Here is a 16,797-nt window from a genome sequence, read left to right on the forward strand (position 1 = left end):
AAGAGAGAACCGTACTAATGGCCCTGGCAATTTTTGATCTGGACGAAACCCTGATCCACGGCGACTGCGCCTCGCTATGGAGCGAACAGATGGCCCGCCTCGGCTGGGTCGATGGCGAATCCTTCCTGCGTCGTGACAAGGAATTGATGGATGCCTACGGCAGGGGCCACTTGGCGATGGAAGACTACATGGCCTTCAGCCTGGAGCCGTTGATCGGTCGCACGCCGGAAGAGATCGAGCACTTGGTAGCGCCCTGGGTGGAAGACTTTATCGAGCCGATCATCTTCAGCGACGCCACCAAAGCCATCGCCGCCCACCGCAAGGCCGGCGACCGGATTCTGGTGATCTCGGCCTCGGGCACGCATTTGGTCAAGCCGATTGCCGACCGTTTGGGCATCGACGAGATTCTTGGCATCGAACTGGAAGTGGCGCACGGGGTGTACAGCGGCAACACGGTGGGCACCCTGACCTACCGCGAAGGCAAGATCACCCGCTTGCTGGAATGGCTGGACGCCGAAGAGGAAAACCTTGAAGGCGCGAGTTTCTACTCGGACTCACGCAACGATTTGCCGCTGCTGCTGAAGGTGGATTTCCCGCATGTGGTGAATCCGGATCCAGTGTTGCTCGAACACGCCGAAAAAGCCGGCTGGCCGATCCATATCTGGAAGTAACCAGATCCCTTGTGTTGATCGTTCCCACGCTCCGCGTGGGAATGCAGCCCGGGACGCTCCGCGTCCCAGAAGCGGACGCAGAGCGTCCATTGAGGCATTCCCACGCAGAGCGTGGGAACGATCATTAAGCCCGCACGTTTCAGGTCAGGCTGTCGTCAATCACCAACACCAGCTTGCCCGACACCTGATTGGTCGCCAGCTCCGCAAACGCCGCTTCGGCGTCCTCGATCGCAAACGTCCTGGCCAGTTGCGGGCTCAAACGCCCTTCGGCAAACAGCGGCCAGACGTGCTGGCTGAGATCGCTGAACAAATCGGCCTTGAACTGCTCATCGCGATTACGCAAGGTCGAACCCAGCAGTTGCACGCGCTTGGCCAGCACCTGCGCCAGATCCAGCTGCGCTTCACGACCGCCCATCAAACCGATCAACACCCAACGGCCATCGCGAGCCAGCAACTTGAGGTTCAGCGCCGCATAGTTACCGCCCACCGGATCCAGGATCACATCGAACGGCCCCAGATCGTTCAGGCGGTCCAGATCCTTATTGCGCACCACGCCACCCTGGGCACCCAGCGCTTCACAGTAGGCCAGACGATCCTCGGAGCCGACGCTGACCCAGCACGGGTTACCAAACGCCTTGCACAGCTGAATGGCAGCTGAACCGATTCCACTTGCTCCGGCATGCAGAAGAACTTTCTCACCCGGTTTGAGCGAAGCCAATTGAAACAAATTCAGCCAAACGGTCGCATACACTTCCGGCAACGCCGCGGCCTCGGCCAGGGACAATCCTTCGGGAACCGGCAACACATGCCGTCCGTCGACAACTACCTCTTCGGCCATCCCACCCCCGGCCAGCAAGGCGCAAACCCGATCTCCGACCTGCCAGGACGAGCCCGGGCCGACCTCGCTGATCACCCCCGAACACTCAAGACCCAGTGCTTGACTGGCTCCCGGCGGCGGCGGATACAGGCCCGCTTTCTGCAACAAATCGGCTCGATTGAGTCCCGCTGCCGCCACTCGGATACGAACTTGTCCTACATCGCACGTAGGACTCGGCTCCTCAACCCACTCCACTCGCCCCTCAACGCCTTGCAATGCTTTCACAGTGCCTCCATAGTGAGTCTGGACTGAGCCCGAAGCTATAGCGCCGGGCTTTCTTGCATTATGCGACCGGCCCTTGTGGGAACCGGCGACTTCAAAGACGGCCTAATATGCGTGATCAATTGTCCCCGCGTCGAATCAGCATGAAGCATTTTTTCCCCAGCACCGCCCTCGCTCTTGTCATTGGTCTCGGTCTCTTGCCGATGTCGAGCAATTCGTTCGCAGCCAACAGCTGGGACAAGCTTCAGCCCGATCGCGACGAAGTCATCGCCAGTCTGAACGTCGTCGAATTGCTCAAGCGTCACCATTACAGCAAGCCGCCGCTCGACGATGCGCGCTCGGTGATCATCTACGACAGCTACCTCAAGCTGCTGGATCCATCGCGCAGCTACTTCATGGCCAGTGACATTGCCGAATTCGACAAATGGAAAACCCAGTTCGACGACTTCCTCAAGAGCGGCGACCTGAACGCCGGGTTCACCATCTACAAGCGCTATCTGGATCGCGTCAAGGCGCGTCTGGACTTTGCCCTTGCCGAGCTGAACAAGGGCGTCGACAAGATCGACTTCACCACCAAGGAAACCTTGCTGGTCGACCGCAAGGATGCCCCTTGGCTCAAGACCACCGCCGAGCTCGACGACCTGTGGCGCAAACGCGTCAAGGACGAAGTGCTGCGGATGAAGATCTCCGGCAAAGAGCCAAAGCAGATTCAGGAAACCCTGACCAAGCGTTACAAGAATCAGTTGGTGCGTCTGGACCAGACCCGCGCGGAAGATATCTTCCAGGCGTACATCAACACCTTCGCCATGTCGTACGACCCACATACCAACTATCTGTCGCCGGATAACGCGGAGAACTTCGACATCAACATGAGCCTGTCCCTGGAGGGCATTGGCGCCGTGTTGCAGAGCGATAACGATCAAGTCAAAGTCGTGCGCCTGGTGCCTGCCGGCCCGGCCGACAAGACCAAGCAGGTCGCTCCGGCCGACAAGATCATCGGCGTGGCCCAGGGCAACAAAGAGATGGTCGACGTGGTCGGCTGGCGCCTGGACGAAGTGGTCAAACTGATTCGTGGTCCGAAAGGCACCGTGGTGCGCCTGGAAGTGATTCCGGCCAGCAATGCGCCGAATGACCAGACCAGCAAGATCGTGCCGATCACCCGCGAAGCGGTGAAGCTTGAAGATCAGGCGGTGAAGAAGTCGATCCTCAGCCTCAAGCAGGATGGCAAGGACTACAAGCTCGGCGTCATCGAGATCCCGGCCTTCTACCTGGACTTCAAGGCCTTCCGTGCCGGCGATCCGGACTACAAGAGCACCACCCGCGACGTCAAGAAGCTGCTGACCGAACTGCAGAAAGACAAGGTCGACGGCGTGGTCATCGACCTGCGCAACAACGGCGGCGGTTCCCTGCAGGAAGCCACCGAACTGACCAGCCTGTTCATCGACAAAGGTCCGACCGTGCTGGTGCGTAACGCCGACGGCCGGGTCGATGTACTGGAAGATGAAAACCCGGGCGCGTTCTACAAAGGCCCGATGGCGTTGCTGGTCAACCGTTTGTCCGCCTCGGCGTCGGAGATCTTCGCCGGTGCGATGCAGGACTACCACCGTGCACTGATCATCGGCGGCCAGACCTTCGGCAAAGGCACCGTGCAAACCATTCAGCCGCTGAACCATGGCGAACTGAAACTGACCCTGGCCAAGTTCTACCGGGTTTCCGGTCAGAGCACCCAGCATCAGGGCGTACTGCCGGACATCGATTACCCGTCGATCATCGACACCAAGGAAATCGGCGAAAGCGCCCTGCCGGAAGCCATGCCGTGGGACACCATCCGTGCGGCCATCAAGCCGGCGGTCGACCCGTTCAAACCGTACATCACGCAGCTCAAGTCCGAGCATGACGTGCGCTCGGCCAAAGACGCGGAGTTCGTGTTCATCCGCGACAAACTGGCCCTGGCCCAGAAGCTGATGGCCGAAAAAACCGTCAGCCTCAATGAAGCCGACCGTCGTGCACAACACGCCGATATCGAAGCCAAGCAACTGGCCATGGAAAACATCCGTCGCAAGGCCAAGGGTGAAGAGCCGCTCAAAGAGCTGAAGAAAGAAGACGAAGATGCCATCGCGGCCGAGCCAGACAAGACCAAGCCAGAAGACGACGCCTACCTGAGCGAGACCGGGCGGATTCTGCTGGATTACTTGAAACTCAACACTGCGGTCGCCAAGCACTAAGTGCTTACAATCAGGATGATGGCAATTTAGTGCTGACGCTCCCCGGAGTGTCATCAAATAGACATCATTCTGTCGTGAAATAAAGGACTGGGAGCTTTGCGCTCCCGGTCCTTTTTTTATCGCCAGAGATCGCCATGACCACAACCGAACAGCTGAGTGCCTTGAGCTCAATACTGACTCAAAGCGGTTTGCACAGCCTGTTCCAGCCAATCATTTCCCTCTCTGAACGACGTATCATCGGCTACGAAGCCCTCAGCCGTGGCCCCTCCAACAGCCCGCTGCACTCCCCCATTGCCTTGTTCGCGGTAGCCCGCCAGGCCGGTCGCCTCAGCGAACTGGAAATCGCTTGCCGCCAAAGCGCTTGCCGACGCTTCAATGAACAGCAACTGCCCGGCAAACTGTTCCTCAATGTATCCCCGGAATCCCTGCTCGAAGCCGCCCACCAACCCGGACGCACCCTGCAACTGCTGCAGGATTTCGGCATACCGCCGAGCCAGGTGGTGATCGAACTCACCGAACAGACCCCGACCGACGATTTCCAGTTGCTGCAAACCGCCCTGCATCACTATCGGGCAATGGGCTTTTCCATTGCCCTGGATGATCTGGGTGCGGGTTATTCAAGCTTGCGGCTGTGGTCTGAATTGCGCCCGGATTACGTCAAGATCGATCGACACTTTATCGACGGCATTCATCAGGACGCGCTCAAGCGTGAATTCGTCGGCTCGATCCTGCAGATCGCCAAGGCGTCCCGGGCAAAAGTGATCGCCGAAGGCATCGAATTGCCAGAAGAACTCGCCGTGCTGACCGAAATGGGCGTCGATCTTGTGCAAGGCTATCTGCTCTGCCGGCCCCAGGAGCATCCGCCCCGCGATGCCCGAACCTTGATGCCCAAACCAACCAGCGCAGCAGCGATGCTGAACGAGGACGCCAGTGACCTCAGCGCCCTGCTCAACGACCAACCGGCGATGGCCAGCGACACCCCGACCGCCACCGTACTGGAAGCCTTCCGCCGCCAGGCCAACCTGAACTCCCTGGCGGTACTCGACAAGCAAGGCCGGCCGTGCGGCATCGTTCACCGTCACTCACTCTCGGACGCCCTGCTCAAGCCGTTTGCCACCGACCTGTTCGCCCGCAAACCCATCAGCCGCTTGATGAGCGACGACTTCCTCGCCGTGGAACTGAGCCAGTCGCTGCAACAGGTCAGCCGCCTGATCACCAGCCGCGCCCGCCAACGCATCGAAGAAGACTTCATCATCACCCTCAACGGCGGCTACCTGGGCCTGGGCCGAGTGATCGACGTACTCAAACTGATCACCGAACTGAAAATCCAGCAAGCCCGCTACGCCAACCCGCTGACCCTGCTGCCAGGTAACGTGCCCATCCAGCAATGCCTGACACGCCTGCTGCAACAGGAACGGGAATCGGTGATCTGCTACGTGGACATCGACAGCTTCAAACCCTTCAACGACATCTACGGCTACGGTCGCGGGGATGAAGTCCTACTGTGCCTGGCGCAATGCCTGAACGACCGCGTCGACCCATCCCGCGACTTCGTCGGCCATATCGGCGGCGACGACTTCCTGCTGGTGCTCGGCCCCGAAGACTGGCGCAAACGCCTGAACCAACTGCTGGACGACTTCCACAGCCAATGCCGGCGCTTCTACCGCAGCGAACACCTGGAAGCCGGCTGCTTCATCGCCCCCAACCGCCAGGGCGTAAGACAGGAGTTTCCGCTGCTGTCCCTGTCCATCGGCGTGGTGCACCTGCATCCACAGGCCTGCGGACAGCTCGACGCGAGCCAGCTAGCGGAAATGGCCTCGCAGGCCAAACACCACGCGAAGAATGTGCCGGGGTATAGCGTGCATGTGATTGATAGTTTGGTGGTGCCAATCGCCGAAGAGACACTGATCTCAGGCCGGCGGTGATCACCAAAAAAATCGCAGCCTTCGGCAGCGCCCACAGGCGCGCAGGAGCTGCCAAAGGTTGCGATCTTTTGATCTTGCTCTTGTGTGGCGAGGGAGCTTGCTCCCGCTGGGCTGCGCAGCAGCCCCAACCACCACAACTCCCACCCTGTGGCGAGGGGCTTGCCCCCGTTGGGCTGCGGAGCGGCCCCAAAACCTGCATTCCGGATTTGTCAGGTACACCGCGGGGCTTGGTTTGGCGACCGCTTCGCAGTCGAACGGGGGGCAAGCCCCCTCGCCACAAAAACCACTCGGCTCTAGTCCGAAGACCGAGCCCGCAACCGCCGCCCAATCACATCCAGCACATCACAGCCATCGCGCAGCGGAATGGCACAGAGCAACGCAAAATCACTGAGAATCATCGAATCGCACTCGACTGAACCGCGCATGGACAGGTTCTCAAGCACTTGGGTGACGGCGCGGATTCGATAGCTGGCGGCTTCGGTCAGAATGTCCAGCGGCGCGTGGGTGTCGACGAATAGGGTGGGCATGTCGGTGCAGTTGCTGGTCAACGCCATGAAGCGTTTTTTGGGGTGGGGAATTGGTTTTTCGTAGGGTGGATCAGGATGAAGATTTTTCATTTTTAAACCTCTGGTAGAAGTGGAGCTACCATCGGCCGTCCTACAGGCTTGGGTGGCAGCTATACGCGGGGTAGGAATATCGAGACCAGAGAACTCGACCACACCGAAGCGTGCCCGCGCACAGCCGCCGCTACTGATATTACGGGCGCATGGTAACAGCCGCAAATCAGGTGTCGACGCCAAAGCGTTTCTCATGGTCTGGAGGGTTCCTACACCCTGCCACTGAATGTGCAGTGACCACCAAAGGCTATCGGTTGAATTCCTTTCGCACCAGTTCACGAAAACCGCCACAACTTGAAGGAAACTTCCGAAGACCTCGCCCAGAAATTTCGCTCAAAAAAGCAAACGTGGCGGAAGGCTTCACTGAAGCCTGGGTTGATTTCTCCACCGTGGGTTAGCCGGTTTCGACCTATAGCTGCCGGTAGCGGCAGGCAGAAGTTGGCCTGGATCGATCCTTCAGGTACTTGAGCCGTGTGACCGCTTCAGGCTGAATGCTCGTGTCAATTCACGGGAGGAAGTATGCTGCCCGAAAGTATCCGCTGGTCGCTTTATCCTAGCGGCCGGGGTCAATCCTCTAACGGCCAGAGGCCACTCGATCTTTGAGCGAGCTACGCTTGTGAACCGCATCGCGCTGCGACCTACAAACTGCTCTGCAGTCTAGATGCTTGCAGGACGGCCCCAGACAATTAATCCGAGCACAGCACATTCGATGTCAACCATGCCAGTTACGCGATCCATCACGCTACCGCGCCACGGCGGCGCTCATCAGACGATTACGACAGGCCGGAGTCTACTTTTCGTTGGCGCCAACGGTTCAGGTAAAACTCGCCTAGGAGCTTGGCTTGAAATGGAGTCGCCTGATCATGCCCGCGTGTTCAGGATCTCCGCGCAGAAGTCGCTGTCTATGCCCGATACGACGACGCCAATGTCTATAGAGTTAGCGGAGCGGAACCTTTTTTTTGGTCATCCAACCGAGGCAAACAAATACTACCGATGGCAAAACAAGCCTGCCACGGCTTCCCTGAACGATTACGAAAAACTTATGATCTTTCTGTTCTCGGACGAGACGGAGGAGAACGCCAAATACAAGGTCGCTCAGCGGCAATCATCTACGAGGGTTGAGCCTCCGCTGACTAGGATGGACAAGCTGAAGCAGACGTGGGAGCGGATCCTTCCGCATCGCGAACTCGTGATCGGTGGTTTACGCATTCAGACCCAGGTTCGGGGTGACGCGAGCAAAATCTATAACTCTTCCGAGATGAGCGATGGCGAACGCGTTATTTTTTACCTAATCGGGCAGTGTATTGCCGCGCCTAAGGACGGCATCGTCGTCATCGACGAGCCTGAGTTGCACCTGCATAAGTCGGTGCAAACCCCTCTCTGGGCCGAGGTTGAGAGATTGCGTCCCGATTGCCTATTCGTCTATCTGACTCACGATGTAGACTTCGCCGTGGCCCAAGAGGGCGCGCAGCGAATCTGGCTCAAGTCTTTTGATGGAACATCTTGGGATTGGGAACTCATCGAGGACAAAGATGACCTTCCGGATGACCTTTTGATTGAAGTTCTGGGCAGTCGAAAGCCTGTTGTCTTTGTCGAAGGCGTGAACGGCAGTCACGATGTTTCGCTCTACCGCGAGATACTCACAGGATTCTTGGTAATTCCTCGCGGTAGTTGTGAACAGGTCATCCAGGTTGTTCGCGCTTTGCGTTCAAACACCCAACTCCACCACCTGCAGGTCTACGGCCTTATCGATCGTGACCGGCGCACGTCGCCGGAAATCGCAGCGCTGCTGACCGACAACATCTTCACGCTGGACGTCGCGGAGGTCGAGAACCTTTTCTGCACACAGGAGGTTTTAGCACTTGTCAGCAACCGCTTAGCTCGCGATATAAGAACCGATTTCAATCAGTCCGTCACACAAGTCTTTAAGCAGTTGAAAGCAGAGCTCGACACCCAAGTCTCATTGCGAGTCATCGCAGAGGTGAAGTTCAAGCTCAATTGCTTAGATGCGTCGGCCCGTGGAGTGCCCGGGCTCTCGACTGCTTTGCAACAACTGACCCAGGGAATTGACATTCCCTCCCTGTACGTTCAGTTCAATGGGGAGTTTCAGGCTGTGATCGATGCGACAGACTACCGAGGTTTGCTTCGCCTCTACAACCGCAAGTCTCTTCCGAACCAGATCGGAAATGCACTAGGACTGAAGGCGGGAGAACTCGTCGAACTTGTGGTTCGCCTTGCGCGAACTGACGAGCGAAGCGCGGTCGTTGCCGCTATCAAGCCATACCTCGGTACCTTTGCAACCCTCGTGGCCTGACTATGAGAGATTGCCACAGGGGGCCAGCTAAGCTGTCAGCCGTTTCGTATTTATACGAGGCGCTTATTGCTGAAAAGCTCAGGAGTGTCCGCATCTGCTCGGAGGTGGCTTAAGAAAAAAGGCGCCACTGATTTATTTTCTGAAAATAAATCAGTCCCCTTTTAATGCTTGATTTCCCAAAACGGCCCCATTTGGAGCCCGAAAATAGGCCTCGACACCACCGTCCCCGTCATCACCCCGCAAGCTGTAGAAGCTTGACCCCTCGGGAGCATCGCAACTGAAGCGGAAAAGCTGTACGGCTAACGCTTCAAAGCTGTCATTTTTACTTTTGGGCACGCTGCGAATATTGGTGAAGTCGATCGTTGGCATACCTGCCGCTCCGCTTGAGATTTTTTGGATCTTAAAACAATTTTACCGGTATTTAGGGCATAGACTCTAGGCGGCAGGAACTTCTTGACTGATGCCTAGAAATGACAGGCTATTGGAATGCTTTGCCGCAAAGCAAACGCATAATCCAAAAGCTCTATGGGCATCCCATTGAGCAATCGCCCCCAAGTCACCAGGAGCAAAAATGGAAAAGTACAACAAAGATCAAGACGCCCTTGGCAAGCAACTAGGAGCATACGGTAGGGACTGGAAGCGAATCAGCCGTGAGCTGGATGATGTCGCCGTACATTGGGAGACAATGGCGGAAAAACTGCTGCCCAACTACTCGATTGCGCCATGCCAGACAACAGGTTGTACTGATATGAAGGGAAACGCAGCAGGTAGAGGATTCTCGGTTCACTTCGCCCCTTGTCTTCGTAATGAGAACTTGTTTGGGCAAATTGTTGTGAAAGCCGATAGCGTCTTCGGGGAGCCCGCTGTTGAAGCCGCGCGTTTCCTGATTGGTACTGGAGGAGCATTTTACGAGCAGGACGGATCACTTCTACACGGTGAGCAGGACTTAGCACATCGATACACTGTGCTTTGCAATATCTTCAAAAACGTTCTGGCCGCACCGTTTTAAGCCGCGTTTTCTTGCAATCAGCCACGCGACATAAAAACAGGATAAAAAAGGACTGCTTCTGGCCGATCGCAGCCCTTAGCAACAGACAACAATCGGCCGATTCTGTTGAAAAAGTCGGCTTCGGATTCCACGCAGAAAAGTACGCGCCTGAGATTGAAATCTGTCTTTTTGGCAGAAGGTTCAGGACTCGGATTTCACGTAGCAGCGTGCAAAAGAGGTGTTTTCACCCATCAATATTCGAGCGTTTTGGGCAAACCGACTTTTTCAACAAAATCGGCCAAAAGCCCCCCTTCGATATGGCTACAAAACCAGAGGCTATTTACTCACAACGGAGTGCAGTCCAACCCCAACTTCAACAGTTCCTTACGTAGCAGCGAGCGCTCAAGCACAGCCATTCCAGCCTGCGCCGCCAGCCAGTGACCGATCGTTGAACGATGCGTTCGGATCAGCGCACTGGCATCCCACACCGCCATCTGCGCGAAAACCTGCGGCAGGTTGCTATCGGCTTTCAGCCGCTTCATATCAACCGCCAACGCGCCGATCAGGTCTGACTCGATAGTGGCTTGGCACTCGGAGAAAATGCAAAAAGGGGACTGATTTATTTCCTTCAAAATAAATCAAATAAATCAGCCCCCTTTTCCCCTTGTGGGTTAGCCGATTTCGACCTATAGCTGTCGGTAGCGACCGGTTGAATCCACAGCCAATAGCAGACACTCAAAACGTGGAATATACCTTCGGATCACGCCGCTCTTGAATCCCGACGCGTATCATAACCACAACGATTGTATATTCTGATGCAGGATGGAAGGTAGTTCCCGACTGGAGTGCTGGGCTTTCAGGCTCCACGCTTTACAGCCGAGCGCATGATTAATATCACCGGCGTCCGTGAGGCTCTGGGCACTCCCACACAACCCACAGCGCAGCACTCCAAGAGATACATGGTGCTTAAGGAAGCTGGATTGGAAAAAACGAGCGAAGATAAATGTATTAATTTGCACTGAACGAGGCAAGTATTTTCCAGTCTTCATTTTCCACAAGTGTTGATTGGAATATTTTCAGCGCTGTGCAGCCTTCAATTGATCTTAGAGTGTTTACAATATGAATAACAACGGAGCTAGGCAGCCACGGGCTCAATGTAATGCGCTTGACCGCTCTTAGCGGAACCGAAAGGCGAAATACTGGAGGCCCCTCTTCTACTGAGCTATGAAACAACCTAAACTCTTTCTCATCAGCGAATGCATGACGCTTCAAGAATGGTAAATCCAACGTTGAAGGTTTAGATCTTCCGAGCTCACTTATCGTTTTGTATGTAACGTTCTCTGCTCGCATACCGGGAATTAAGCTTGCTGCACGAACTATCTCAGCCTTATCAAATTCGATGCAGACACCACCGCCACCATGAGAAAACACCCTCCAATGATGATAGGTTTCCGGAGCCTCAGCTAAGCAAAGAGCGTAAGTGCTTAAAAGGCCGCTAGCTAGGGCAAATCGCTCAATATAGTAAGAGTCATTTCTATCATCCCATGATTTCGGGCTCAGAAGGACAAGCTCCTTTGATTGTAAATAATCAATTAGGTAGGGGAGCTCTGTATATCGACGAAGAGATGACTCCATTACGGACCTAAACTCCTTATTAGTGCATAAACATGTCAAGCGATATATTATTGTAGTATAAGCTTCCCCGTTACGCTGCAAGGCTGGCCCTCGCATGAAGGGAGTGGCCTGGATGGCGGTAAGCTTAGCTGCAGTAATGATTCAGCGTAGCAGGTCGATGCCACTTGGCCCCTTTTCCCGACGCTATGGCAACGCTTCGCCGCTCTCGGCAAGAGTGTGCCACCGACTCACCTCAGTGACCCGCCAACGCCCTAAAGGACAAGGTACTAAGCAAATGGCCTGACTTTTGCTCTGCTACTCGGCTACCAACCAAGGAGTGTCAAAATGATCGGAAGCAACTTACCTCCCCTGCAGTATGTTGATGGGCTCAGAAGGTCTTTGGATAGTGGCAAAGTGACCGCCGGCAAGATCCAGATCGCAAATGCGACAGCGGAAATCCAGGCACAGATCGATGAAAGTTTTCGCGACACAGAACGCAATCTGGAACAGCTGACAGCCCGCTATAAATCTGATCAAAACCGGGCGACGGGCGACACGAAAAGCAACTCTATCGAACCGCCCAATGTGCAGTCCCTCAGCAAAAGCGACACTTCGCATGGGCTGGAAGACCTCCAGCATCTGATAGAGATCGGAGGCCTTGAGGAGAAAACCATCGACGCTAACAATGGCGACTTATCTATTAACAGCGCTGCGGTCTATCAGGAGTGGCTGCTGGCTCGTGTGGGCGTTGATGTATCTGTGTAGGCAAATTGTGAGGGGCACTCAAATAACCCTACGAATGCATAATTGGCACCGCACGTAAGTGTTTGCCGCACAGCTTGCCCCATCCCAAACCAATGCCTCACCTAATACAAATCATGCAAAGCAAGCCTGGCGATTGCCCATAAGCCATTTATCGATAGGCCGGCGAGAAGCAGCCCTTCGATGCGGCTACAAAACCAGAGCCGGTTTACTTACAACGGAGATGCGGCCAACCCCAACTTCAACAACTCCTTACGTAGCAGCGAGCGCTCAAGCACAGCCATTCCGGCCTGCCATTCGATCGACAGCAAATGGCTCAACTTTTGTTGGCTGACCAAGGGCTCAGCCAGAAAGTAGCTTTTGCACTCGCGGATGCTGATGACGTTCAACAGCCAGTCTCCACCCTGCGCCGCCAGCCAGTGACCGATCGTTGAACGATGCGTTCGGATCAGCGCACTGGCATCCCACACCGCCATCTGCGCGAAAACCTGCGGCAGGTTGCTATCGGCTTTCAGCCGCTTCATATCAACCGCCAACGCGCCAATCAGGTCTGACTCGATAGTGGCTTGGCACTCGGAGAAATACCGCTCGGGCCAGTCCGCTTCCAGTTTCGCCCGCCGTGCGAGGACTTCATAAGCCCGGATATCCGATTGGGTGGTCAACTGCCCTGTGAAATTCAGGGTATTGTCCAGAATTGCCGTGGCCAGCAACGCAGCACTTTTTTCGCTGATCAGCGGCAACAGCCCTGCCGCTTCCCAACGCTGAAAAATCAGCGTTGCCGCTGCGCCGATCGGCAGGATGTCTGCCGCAGGTCCGAGCTTCTGCGCCCAATAGTTTTCAAAGCCTGGGTGATGGTCAATGACTTCCACCACCTGTTCAAGAACCACTATCGGGTCGAAATGGTGGTAGTCGGAGACATCCACCAACACGAACTCATCACCCGCTCTCGGCAGATAATCGTCCAGAGATGATTGCCATCCAAGCACGGTCCTGGAGATGCTGGCATTGAGCGGGGCGCTACTGACGGCCCGAGCATCAATGCCTTGGTGATTCAACAGCTCGGCGTACGCAATGCAACAGGCATACGCGTCGATGTCCAGATACGCCGAGCCTGAGGTCACCACCCTCATGACACGTGGGCCACAGCGTGAGCTGCCGAAACCAGTTCCGGGTCGAACGCCATGATCGAGCAATAAGCGGACTCCCGCCTGAAGCAAAGATATCGCTTACAGCATTGCTGGCTGCTCTGACAAAACATCGACATCGGCTGTCCTTAAAATCCATTTTCCATAATTAAAACAGCGCATTAGCGTGCCGAAACATTCTGTTTATGCCCTATTTTCTGCCGACAAGACTCGTATGCTTTCATTGCGAAAACATGACGGAATGGAGGTATTTTGAAGTCATGCGGATGTCAGCGCGCAATGGTGTATGAACCACTGGTATGGATGAGCAACGCTATGAAAGCCACGAAAGGAGCGAACAGCACCAAGCCGCCGACGGCGACTGCCCAGCCCCAGGCAAAACCGCTTTCTCCCTTGAAACGGCCGCCACTCAGCAAGCCAAGCACGTAAACGCCAATCCTATGAGCCAACAGGTTGATTAAGATATCAAAGATGAAATCCATTTCTGATCCCGTGGCTCCTTGTCGGTTTTCTTGAGCGTTCTAGCCGAAAGCAGCCCTTGTGCAATCGAAGAACATCGAATCACTGCTCAGCATCGCCGCCCTCTACCTCTTTCAACTTAATCTCAGCCAACGGATGCCCGGCCTTCAAGGCAATACGCCAAAACCGCGCCGCTTCCACCGGATCCGGCGCCTTGCTCGGCGTCCCCGCGAGGCAGATCATGCCCACCTGATACGCCGCCTTGCCATCCCCCGCCAACGCGGCCAGGCGCAGTAGTCGTACGCCTTCCTCGCGAGCCCCAAGACCGACACCGCGAAAGGTCAGGATGTGGCCGTAGAAGCTCTGGGCGCCGACATCGCCCAGGTTCGCCATGCGCGCGAACTGGCCCTCGAGCCAGCGCCAGCCGCGCGGTTGGCGCACAAACCACGACCAGTGGAACAACCGGCGGGCCAGCCAGTAACCGACCCGCGCCTTGAGTCGTAGGAACACTCAGGCTTCTGCCGACTCGGGGTACTCGTATTCGAACACCCGCACCACTTCCGAGGCATGCCAGGACGCGGCAGCCACGCCATCGGACGGTCCGGAGAAGCGCCCGAGGCGCTCGACACATTCGAAGAAGCCGGTGCGCGGCAAACGACTGGCGCCCTGGCTGATCACCAGCGAGCTGCGCAGTGGCTGCTCGGCCCTGGCGTCCAGCGCGGCCAGGTGCTCAAGGGCGGCGGTCAGGGTTTGCATGGCGGGCGTGGGTAGCTGCAATCGCTCCAGCAATGCCCGATAAGTCAGAAGATGGCGCTGACGGCGCGCCTGATCCAGTTCCCCCAGCAATCCATCCCAATGTTGACGACTGATGCGTACGCTCACGATTCATCCCTCCATCCCGGCACCGTCAATTCCCAGGCGAGGCTGCGGCGAATAGCAGCGTCAGGTTGACGCTCACCGCTTTCGATCAAGGTGAGATATGACGGGCTGATGCCTACCGTGCGGGCAAGCGCCTCAATGGCGATGCCCTTCCCTTCGCGCAAACTGCGTAGTTGATCCAGACCCGGAAGAGTCTGGTCTGATGTGGCCGCGGGACGCACTGTGGCTTCGCGCGGTGGTTGTTCGTTGATGCCTGCTGCTTTCAGTAGAGCCTGATACTGAGCCCATGGCAGAACCGCATATTCTGGTTCGCCTTCGCGTGTAATTATCTGAATATCCATGACTACCCCGTAGGACAACGACACGTAGCGAGTCGGCACTTTTCCTTAGAAGTGTAATCCTAACAGCGGCCAAGGTCGCGGGGGGTATGAATATGGATGATCCTGAATCGGTTCAGTTTTTTTTCGGGCCCTGAAGTTGCAGCTGTTCCGGGGTATCGGGCAGGCGTTCAACCACTGCGAGTTTTTCCGGCGCCTGACGCTTGCGCCAAGCGCGGAAGGCGTTGAGTTCGTCATCGAGGACTTTCATCAGCCAGGCCAGGACGGCAATGTCGTCGAGCATGCCGAACACTGGGATGAAATCCGGGATCGCATCCACCGGGCTCAGGAAATACATCAGGCCGGCCACTACCGAAACCATCGCTTTCGGGCTGATGGCCCGGTACTCGCCACGCCAGTAGGCCAGGCAGAGTGCCTGCAACAAGCGCAGATCGTCCTTAAGTTTGCCCAGACGATTACCTTGGCTCGCACCTTTGCTGGCAACCGCGAACAGCAGGGTTGGCAAACGACCACGGGCGAGCAGGCGCCCGGCCATTGGCAGGAAGCGGGCGAAATTCCAGGGCATTTTCATCTTTTCCTCCCACTGAAATGTTATCCACACAAATTGTGGATAACCTTGTGAACAGAGCTGCATTTCACCGCTGGAGGCCCCGTTTCACAAGGGTCTTGCTCAGATCGGGCGTTTTTTACTCACATAAAAAAACCCAAGATTTCATTGACTTGGCGCACCGGTACGTCTAGCTCGGGCACTCTCACTGGCTATGACTGCAGCGTACCGCATCCGTTCGCTTTGTTTACCTTCACCAAACCCCAGATGCAACAACGCCCCGCATAAGCGAGGCGTTGTTTTTTCGAGCAGACGCGGATTACTTGGCGTCGTCTTGTTTGGCTGGATCCTTGATGCCCAGCAGCTCCAGGTCGAATACCAGCACCGAGTTGGCTGGAATCGCCGGGCTAGGGCTTTGGGCGCCGTAAGCCAGGTCGCTAGGGATGTACAGTTTGTACTTCTCGCCAACGTGCATCAGTTGCAGGCCTTCGACCCAACCCGGAATCACACCGCTGACCGGCAGATCGATCGGGCTGCCGCGCTCGACGGAGCTGTCGAAAACGGTGCCGTTGGTCAGTTTACCGGTGTAGTGAACAGTCACTACGTCGGTCGGCTTAGGCTGTGCGCCATCGGCCTTCTTGACCACTTCGTATTGCAGGCCGGAAGCCGTGGTGACGACACCGGCTTTCTTGCCATTCTCTTCGAGGAATTTCTTGCCGGCGGCTGCCGACTCTTCGCTCATCTTGGCCAAACGCTCTTCGGCACGCTTCTGCAGCGCCGCGAAGGCTTCAACCAGTTCCTCATCCTTCAGTTTCTGTTCTTTCTTGCCGACGGCATCTTCGATGCCTTGGGCTACGGCTTTGGAGTCCAGATCATCCATGCCTTCCTGAGCCAGACTTTTGCCCATGTTCAGGCCAATGCCGTAGGAAGCTTTTTGCGCCGGGGTTTTCAGCTCTACGCTGGTCTGCGAATCACAACCCGCAAGTACCAGGCCAACCAGGGCCACCGCCGCCGCCAACCGATGCTGTTTCATGCTATTTCCTTGTTCATGCGCCTAAAGGGCAATCGAGTAAAGCCGCGAGCTTATCAGGCGGCCACGACCAATGGCTACCGGCATGAGAGCAGGAAACTTCCGATAAGTTCAGGTGTTTAAACGCATTTCGGGATTAGAACGATGAAGCTTCTGTCATCTGGCTCTCACAGCCCCCGATGCC

General features: G+C 56.2%; 17 protein-coding genes and 1 pseudogene. 6 read left to right on the forward strand and 12 right to left on the reverse strand.

Annotated features, from left to right (window positions below; translation table 11 throughout):
• Window positions 1-17 precede the first annotated feature (17 nt).
• Entirely contained in the window at window positions 18-671 is a 654-nt protein-coding gene (locus FFH90_RS21790; RefSeq protein ID WP_138866073.1) for an HAD family phosphatase, read from the forward strand.
• A gap of 139 nt (window positions 672-810) precedes the next feature.
• Here the strand turns inward: FFH90_RS21790 and FFH90_RS21795 are convergent, their stop codons facing one another.
• A complete protein-coding gene (locus tag FFH90_RS21795) occupies window positions 811-1,773 on the reverse strand; it encodes a zinc-binding dehydrogenase (protein ID WP_111454640.1) in 963 nt (320 codons plus the stop codon).
• 140 nt (window positions 1,774-1,913) lie between these two features.
• Here FFH90_RS21795 and FFH90_RS21800 point away from each other — a divergent pair, with 140 nt between their 5' ends.
• Window positions 1,914-3,995, forward strand: a complete 2,082-nt coding sequence (locus FFH90_RS21800) for a carboxy terminal-processing peptidase (protein ID WP_168206181.1) — start codon at window positions 1,914-1,916, stop codon at window positions 3,993-3,995.
• A gap of 134 nt (window positions 3,996-4,129) precedes the next feature.
• Window positions 4,130-5,920, forward strand: coding sequence for a bifunctional diguanylate cyclase/phosphodiesterase (locus FFH90_RS21805; protein ID WP_138866075.1), 1,791 nt, complete (start codon window positions 4,130-4,132; stop codon window positions 5,918-5,920).
• A gap of 293 nt (window positions 5,921-6,213) precedes the next feature.
• On the opposite strand, the gene FFH90_RS21810 is transcribed toward FFH90_RS21805, so the two are convergent.
• Entirely contained in the window at window positions 6,214-6,537 is a 324-nt protein-coding gene (locus tag FFH90_RS21810) for a hypothetical protein (RefSeq protein WP_138866076.1), read from the reverse strand.
• 847 nt (window positions 6,538-7,384) lie between these two features.
• Between FFH90_RS21810 and FFH90_RS21815 the strand changes: the two genes are divergently transcribed.
• Window positions 7,385-8,851, forward strand: a complete 1,467-nt coding sequence (locus FFH90_RS21815; protein ID WP_225602977.1) for a DUF4435 domain-containing protein — start codon at window positions 7,385-7,387, stop codon at window positions 8,849-8,851.
• A gap of 150 nt (window positions 8,852-9,001) precedes the next feature.
• On the opposite strand, the gene FFH90_RS21820 is transcribed toward FFH90_RS21815, so the two are convergent.
• Window positions 9,002-9,220 (reverse strand): hypothetical protein, encoded by a 219-nt coding sequence (locus FFH90_RS21820; protein WP_218573878.1) that lies wholly within the window; start codon window positions 9,218-9,220, stop codon window positions 9,002-9,004.
• A 202-nt stretch (window positions 9,221-9,422) separates the two neighbouring features.
• Here FFH90_RS21820 and FFH90_RS21825 point away from each other — a divergent pair, with 202 nt between their 5' ends.
• Window positions 9,423-9,860: a hypothetical protein gene (locus FFH90_RS21825; RefSeq protein WP_138866077.1), complete on the forward strand. Its 438-nt coding sequence runs from the start codon at window positions 9,423-9,425 to the stop codon at window positions 9,858-9,860.
• Between the two features lie 323 nt (window positions 9,861-10,183).
• On the opposite strand, the pseudogene FFH90_RS21835 reads toward FFH90_RS21825, so the two are convergent.
• Together FFH90_RS21835 and FFH90_RS21845 are read right to left on the reverse strand one after the other, a co-directional pair.
• Window positions 10,184-10,438 (reverse strand): annotated as a pseudogene (locus FFH90_RS21835) (DHH family protein); the annotation flags it as partial.
• 409 nt (window positions 10,439-10,847) lie between these two features.
• On the reverse strand, window positions 10,848-11,474 hold the full coding sequence (locus FFH90_RS21845; RefSeq protein WP_138866079.1) for a DUF2971 domain-containing protein: 627 nt from the start codon (window positions 11,472-11,474) through the stop codon (window positions 10,848-10,850).
• 324 nt (window positions 11,475-11,798) lie between these two features.
• Here FFH90_RS21845 and FFH90_RS21850 point away from each other — a divergent pair, with 324 nt between their 5' ends.
• A complete protein-coding gene (locus FFH90_RS21850; RefSeq protein WP_138866080.1) occupies window positions 11,799-12,218 on the forward strand; it encodes a hypothetical protein in 420 nt (139 codons plus the stop codon).
• 209 nt (window positions 12,219-12,427) lie between these two features.
• Here the strand turns inward: FFH90_RS21850 and FFH90_RS21855 are convergent, their stop codons facing one another.
• The 7 genes from FFH90_RS21855 to FFH90_RS21885 all read right to left on the reverse strand — a co-directional run bounded on the left by FFH90_RS21855 (window position 12,428) and on the right by FFH90_RS21885 (window position 16,616).
• Window positions 12,428-13,345, reverse strand: coding sequence for a bifunctional oligoribonuclease/PAP phosphatase NrnA (locus FFH90_RS21855; RefSeq protein WP_138866081.1), 918 nt, complete (start codon window positions 13,343-13,345; stop codon window positions 12,428-12,430).
• 284 nt (window positions 13,346-13,629) lie between these two features.
• Window positions 13,630-13,842 (reverse strand): hypothetical protein, encoded by a 213-nt coding sequence (locus FFH90_RS21860; protein WP_064619300.1) that lies wholly within the window; start codon window positions 13,840-13,842, stop codon window positions 13,630-13,632.
• Window positions 13,843-13,921: 79 nt separating this feature from the next.
• Window positions 13,922-14,329: a sel1 repeat family protein gene (locus FFH90_RS21865; RefSeq protein ID WP_138866082.1), complete on the reverse strand. Its 408-nt coding sequence runs from the start codon at window positions 14,327-14,329 to the stop codon at window positions 13,922-13,924.
• On the reverse strand, window positions 14,330-14,701 hold the full coding sequence (locus FFH90_RS21870) for a hypothetical protein (protein ID WP_007898892.1): 372 nt from the start codon (window positions 14,699-14,701) through the stop codon (window positions 14,330-14,332).
• The gene (locus FFH90_RS21875) at window positions 14,698-15,039 is read right to left on the reverse strand and encodes a helix-turn-helix domain-containing protein (RefSeq protein ID WP_111454691.1); all 342 of its coding nucleotides are present in this window, start codon (window positions 15,037-15,039) and stop codon (window positions 14,698-14,700) included. Before FFH90_RS21875 ends, FFH90_RS21870 begins: the two co-directional genes overlap by 4 nt.
• A 112-nt stretch (window positions 15,040-15,151) precedes the next feature.
• On the reverse strand, window positions 15,152-15,607 hold the full coding sequence (locus FFH90_RS21880) for a YkvA family protein (protein ID WP_028940036.1): 456 nt from the start codon (window positions 15,605-15,607) through the stop codon (window positions 15,152-15,154).
• A gap of 295 nt (window positions 15,608-15,902) precedes the next feature.
• Window positions 15,903-16,616: an FKBP-type peptidyl-prolyl cis-trans isomerase gene (locus tag FFH90_RS21885; RefSeq protein ID WP_018925162.1), complete on the reverse strand. Its 714-nt coding sequence runs from the start codon at window positions 16,614-16,616 to the stop codon at window positions 15,903-15,905.
• Window positions 16,617-16,797: the final 181 nt, after the last annotated feature.

The sequence above is a fragment of the Pseudomonas sp. ATCC 43928 genome, assembly GCF_005938665.2.
Lineage (GTDB): Bacteria > Pseudomonadota > Gammaproteobacteria > Pseudomonadales > Pseudomonadaceae > Aquipseudomonas.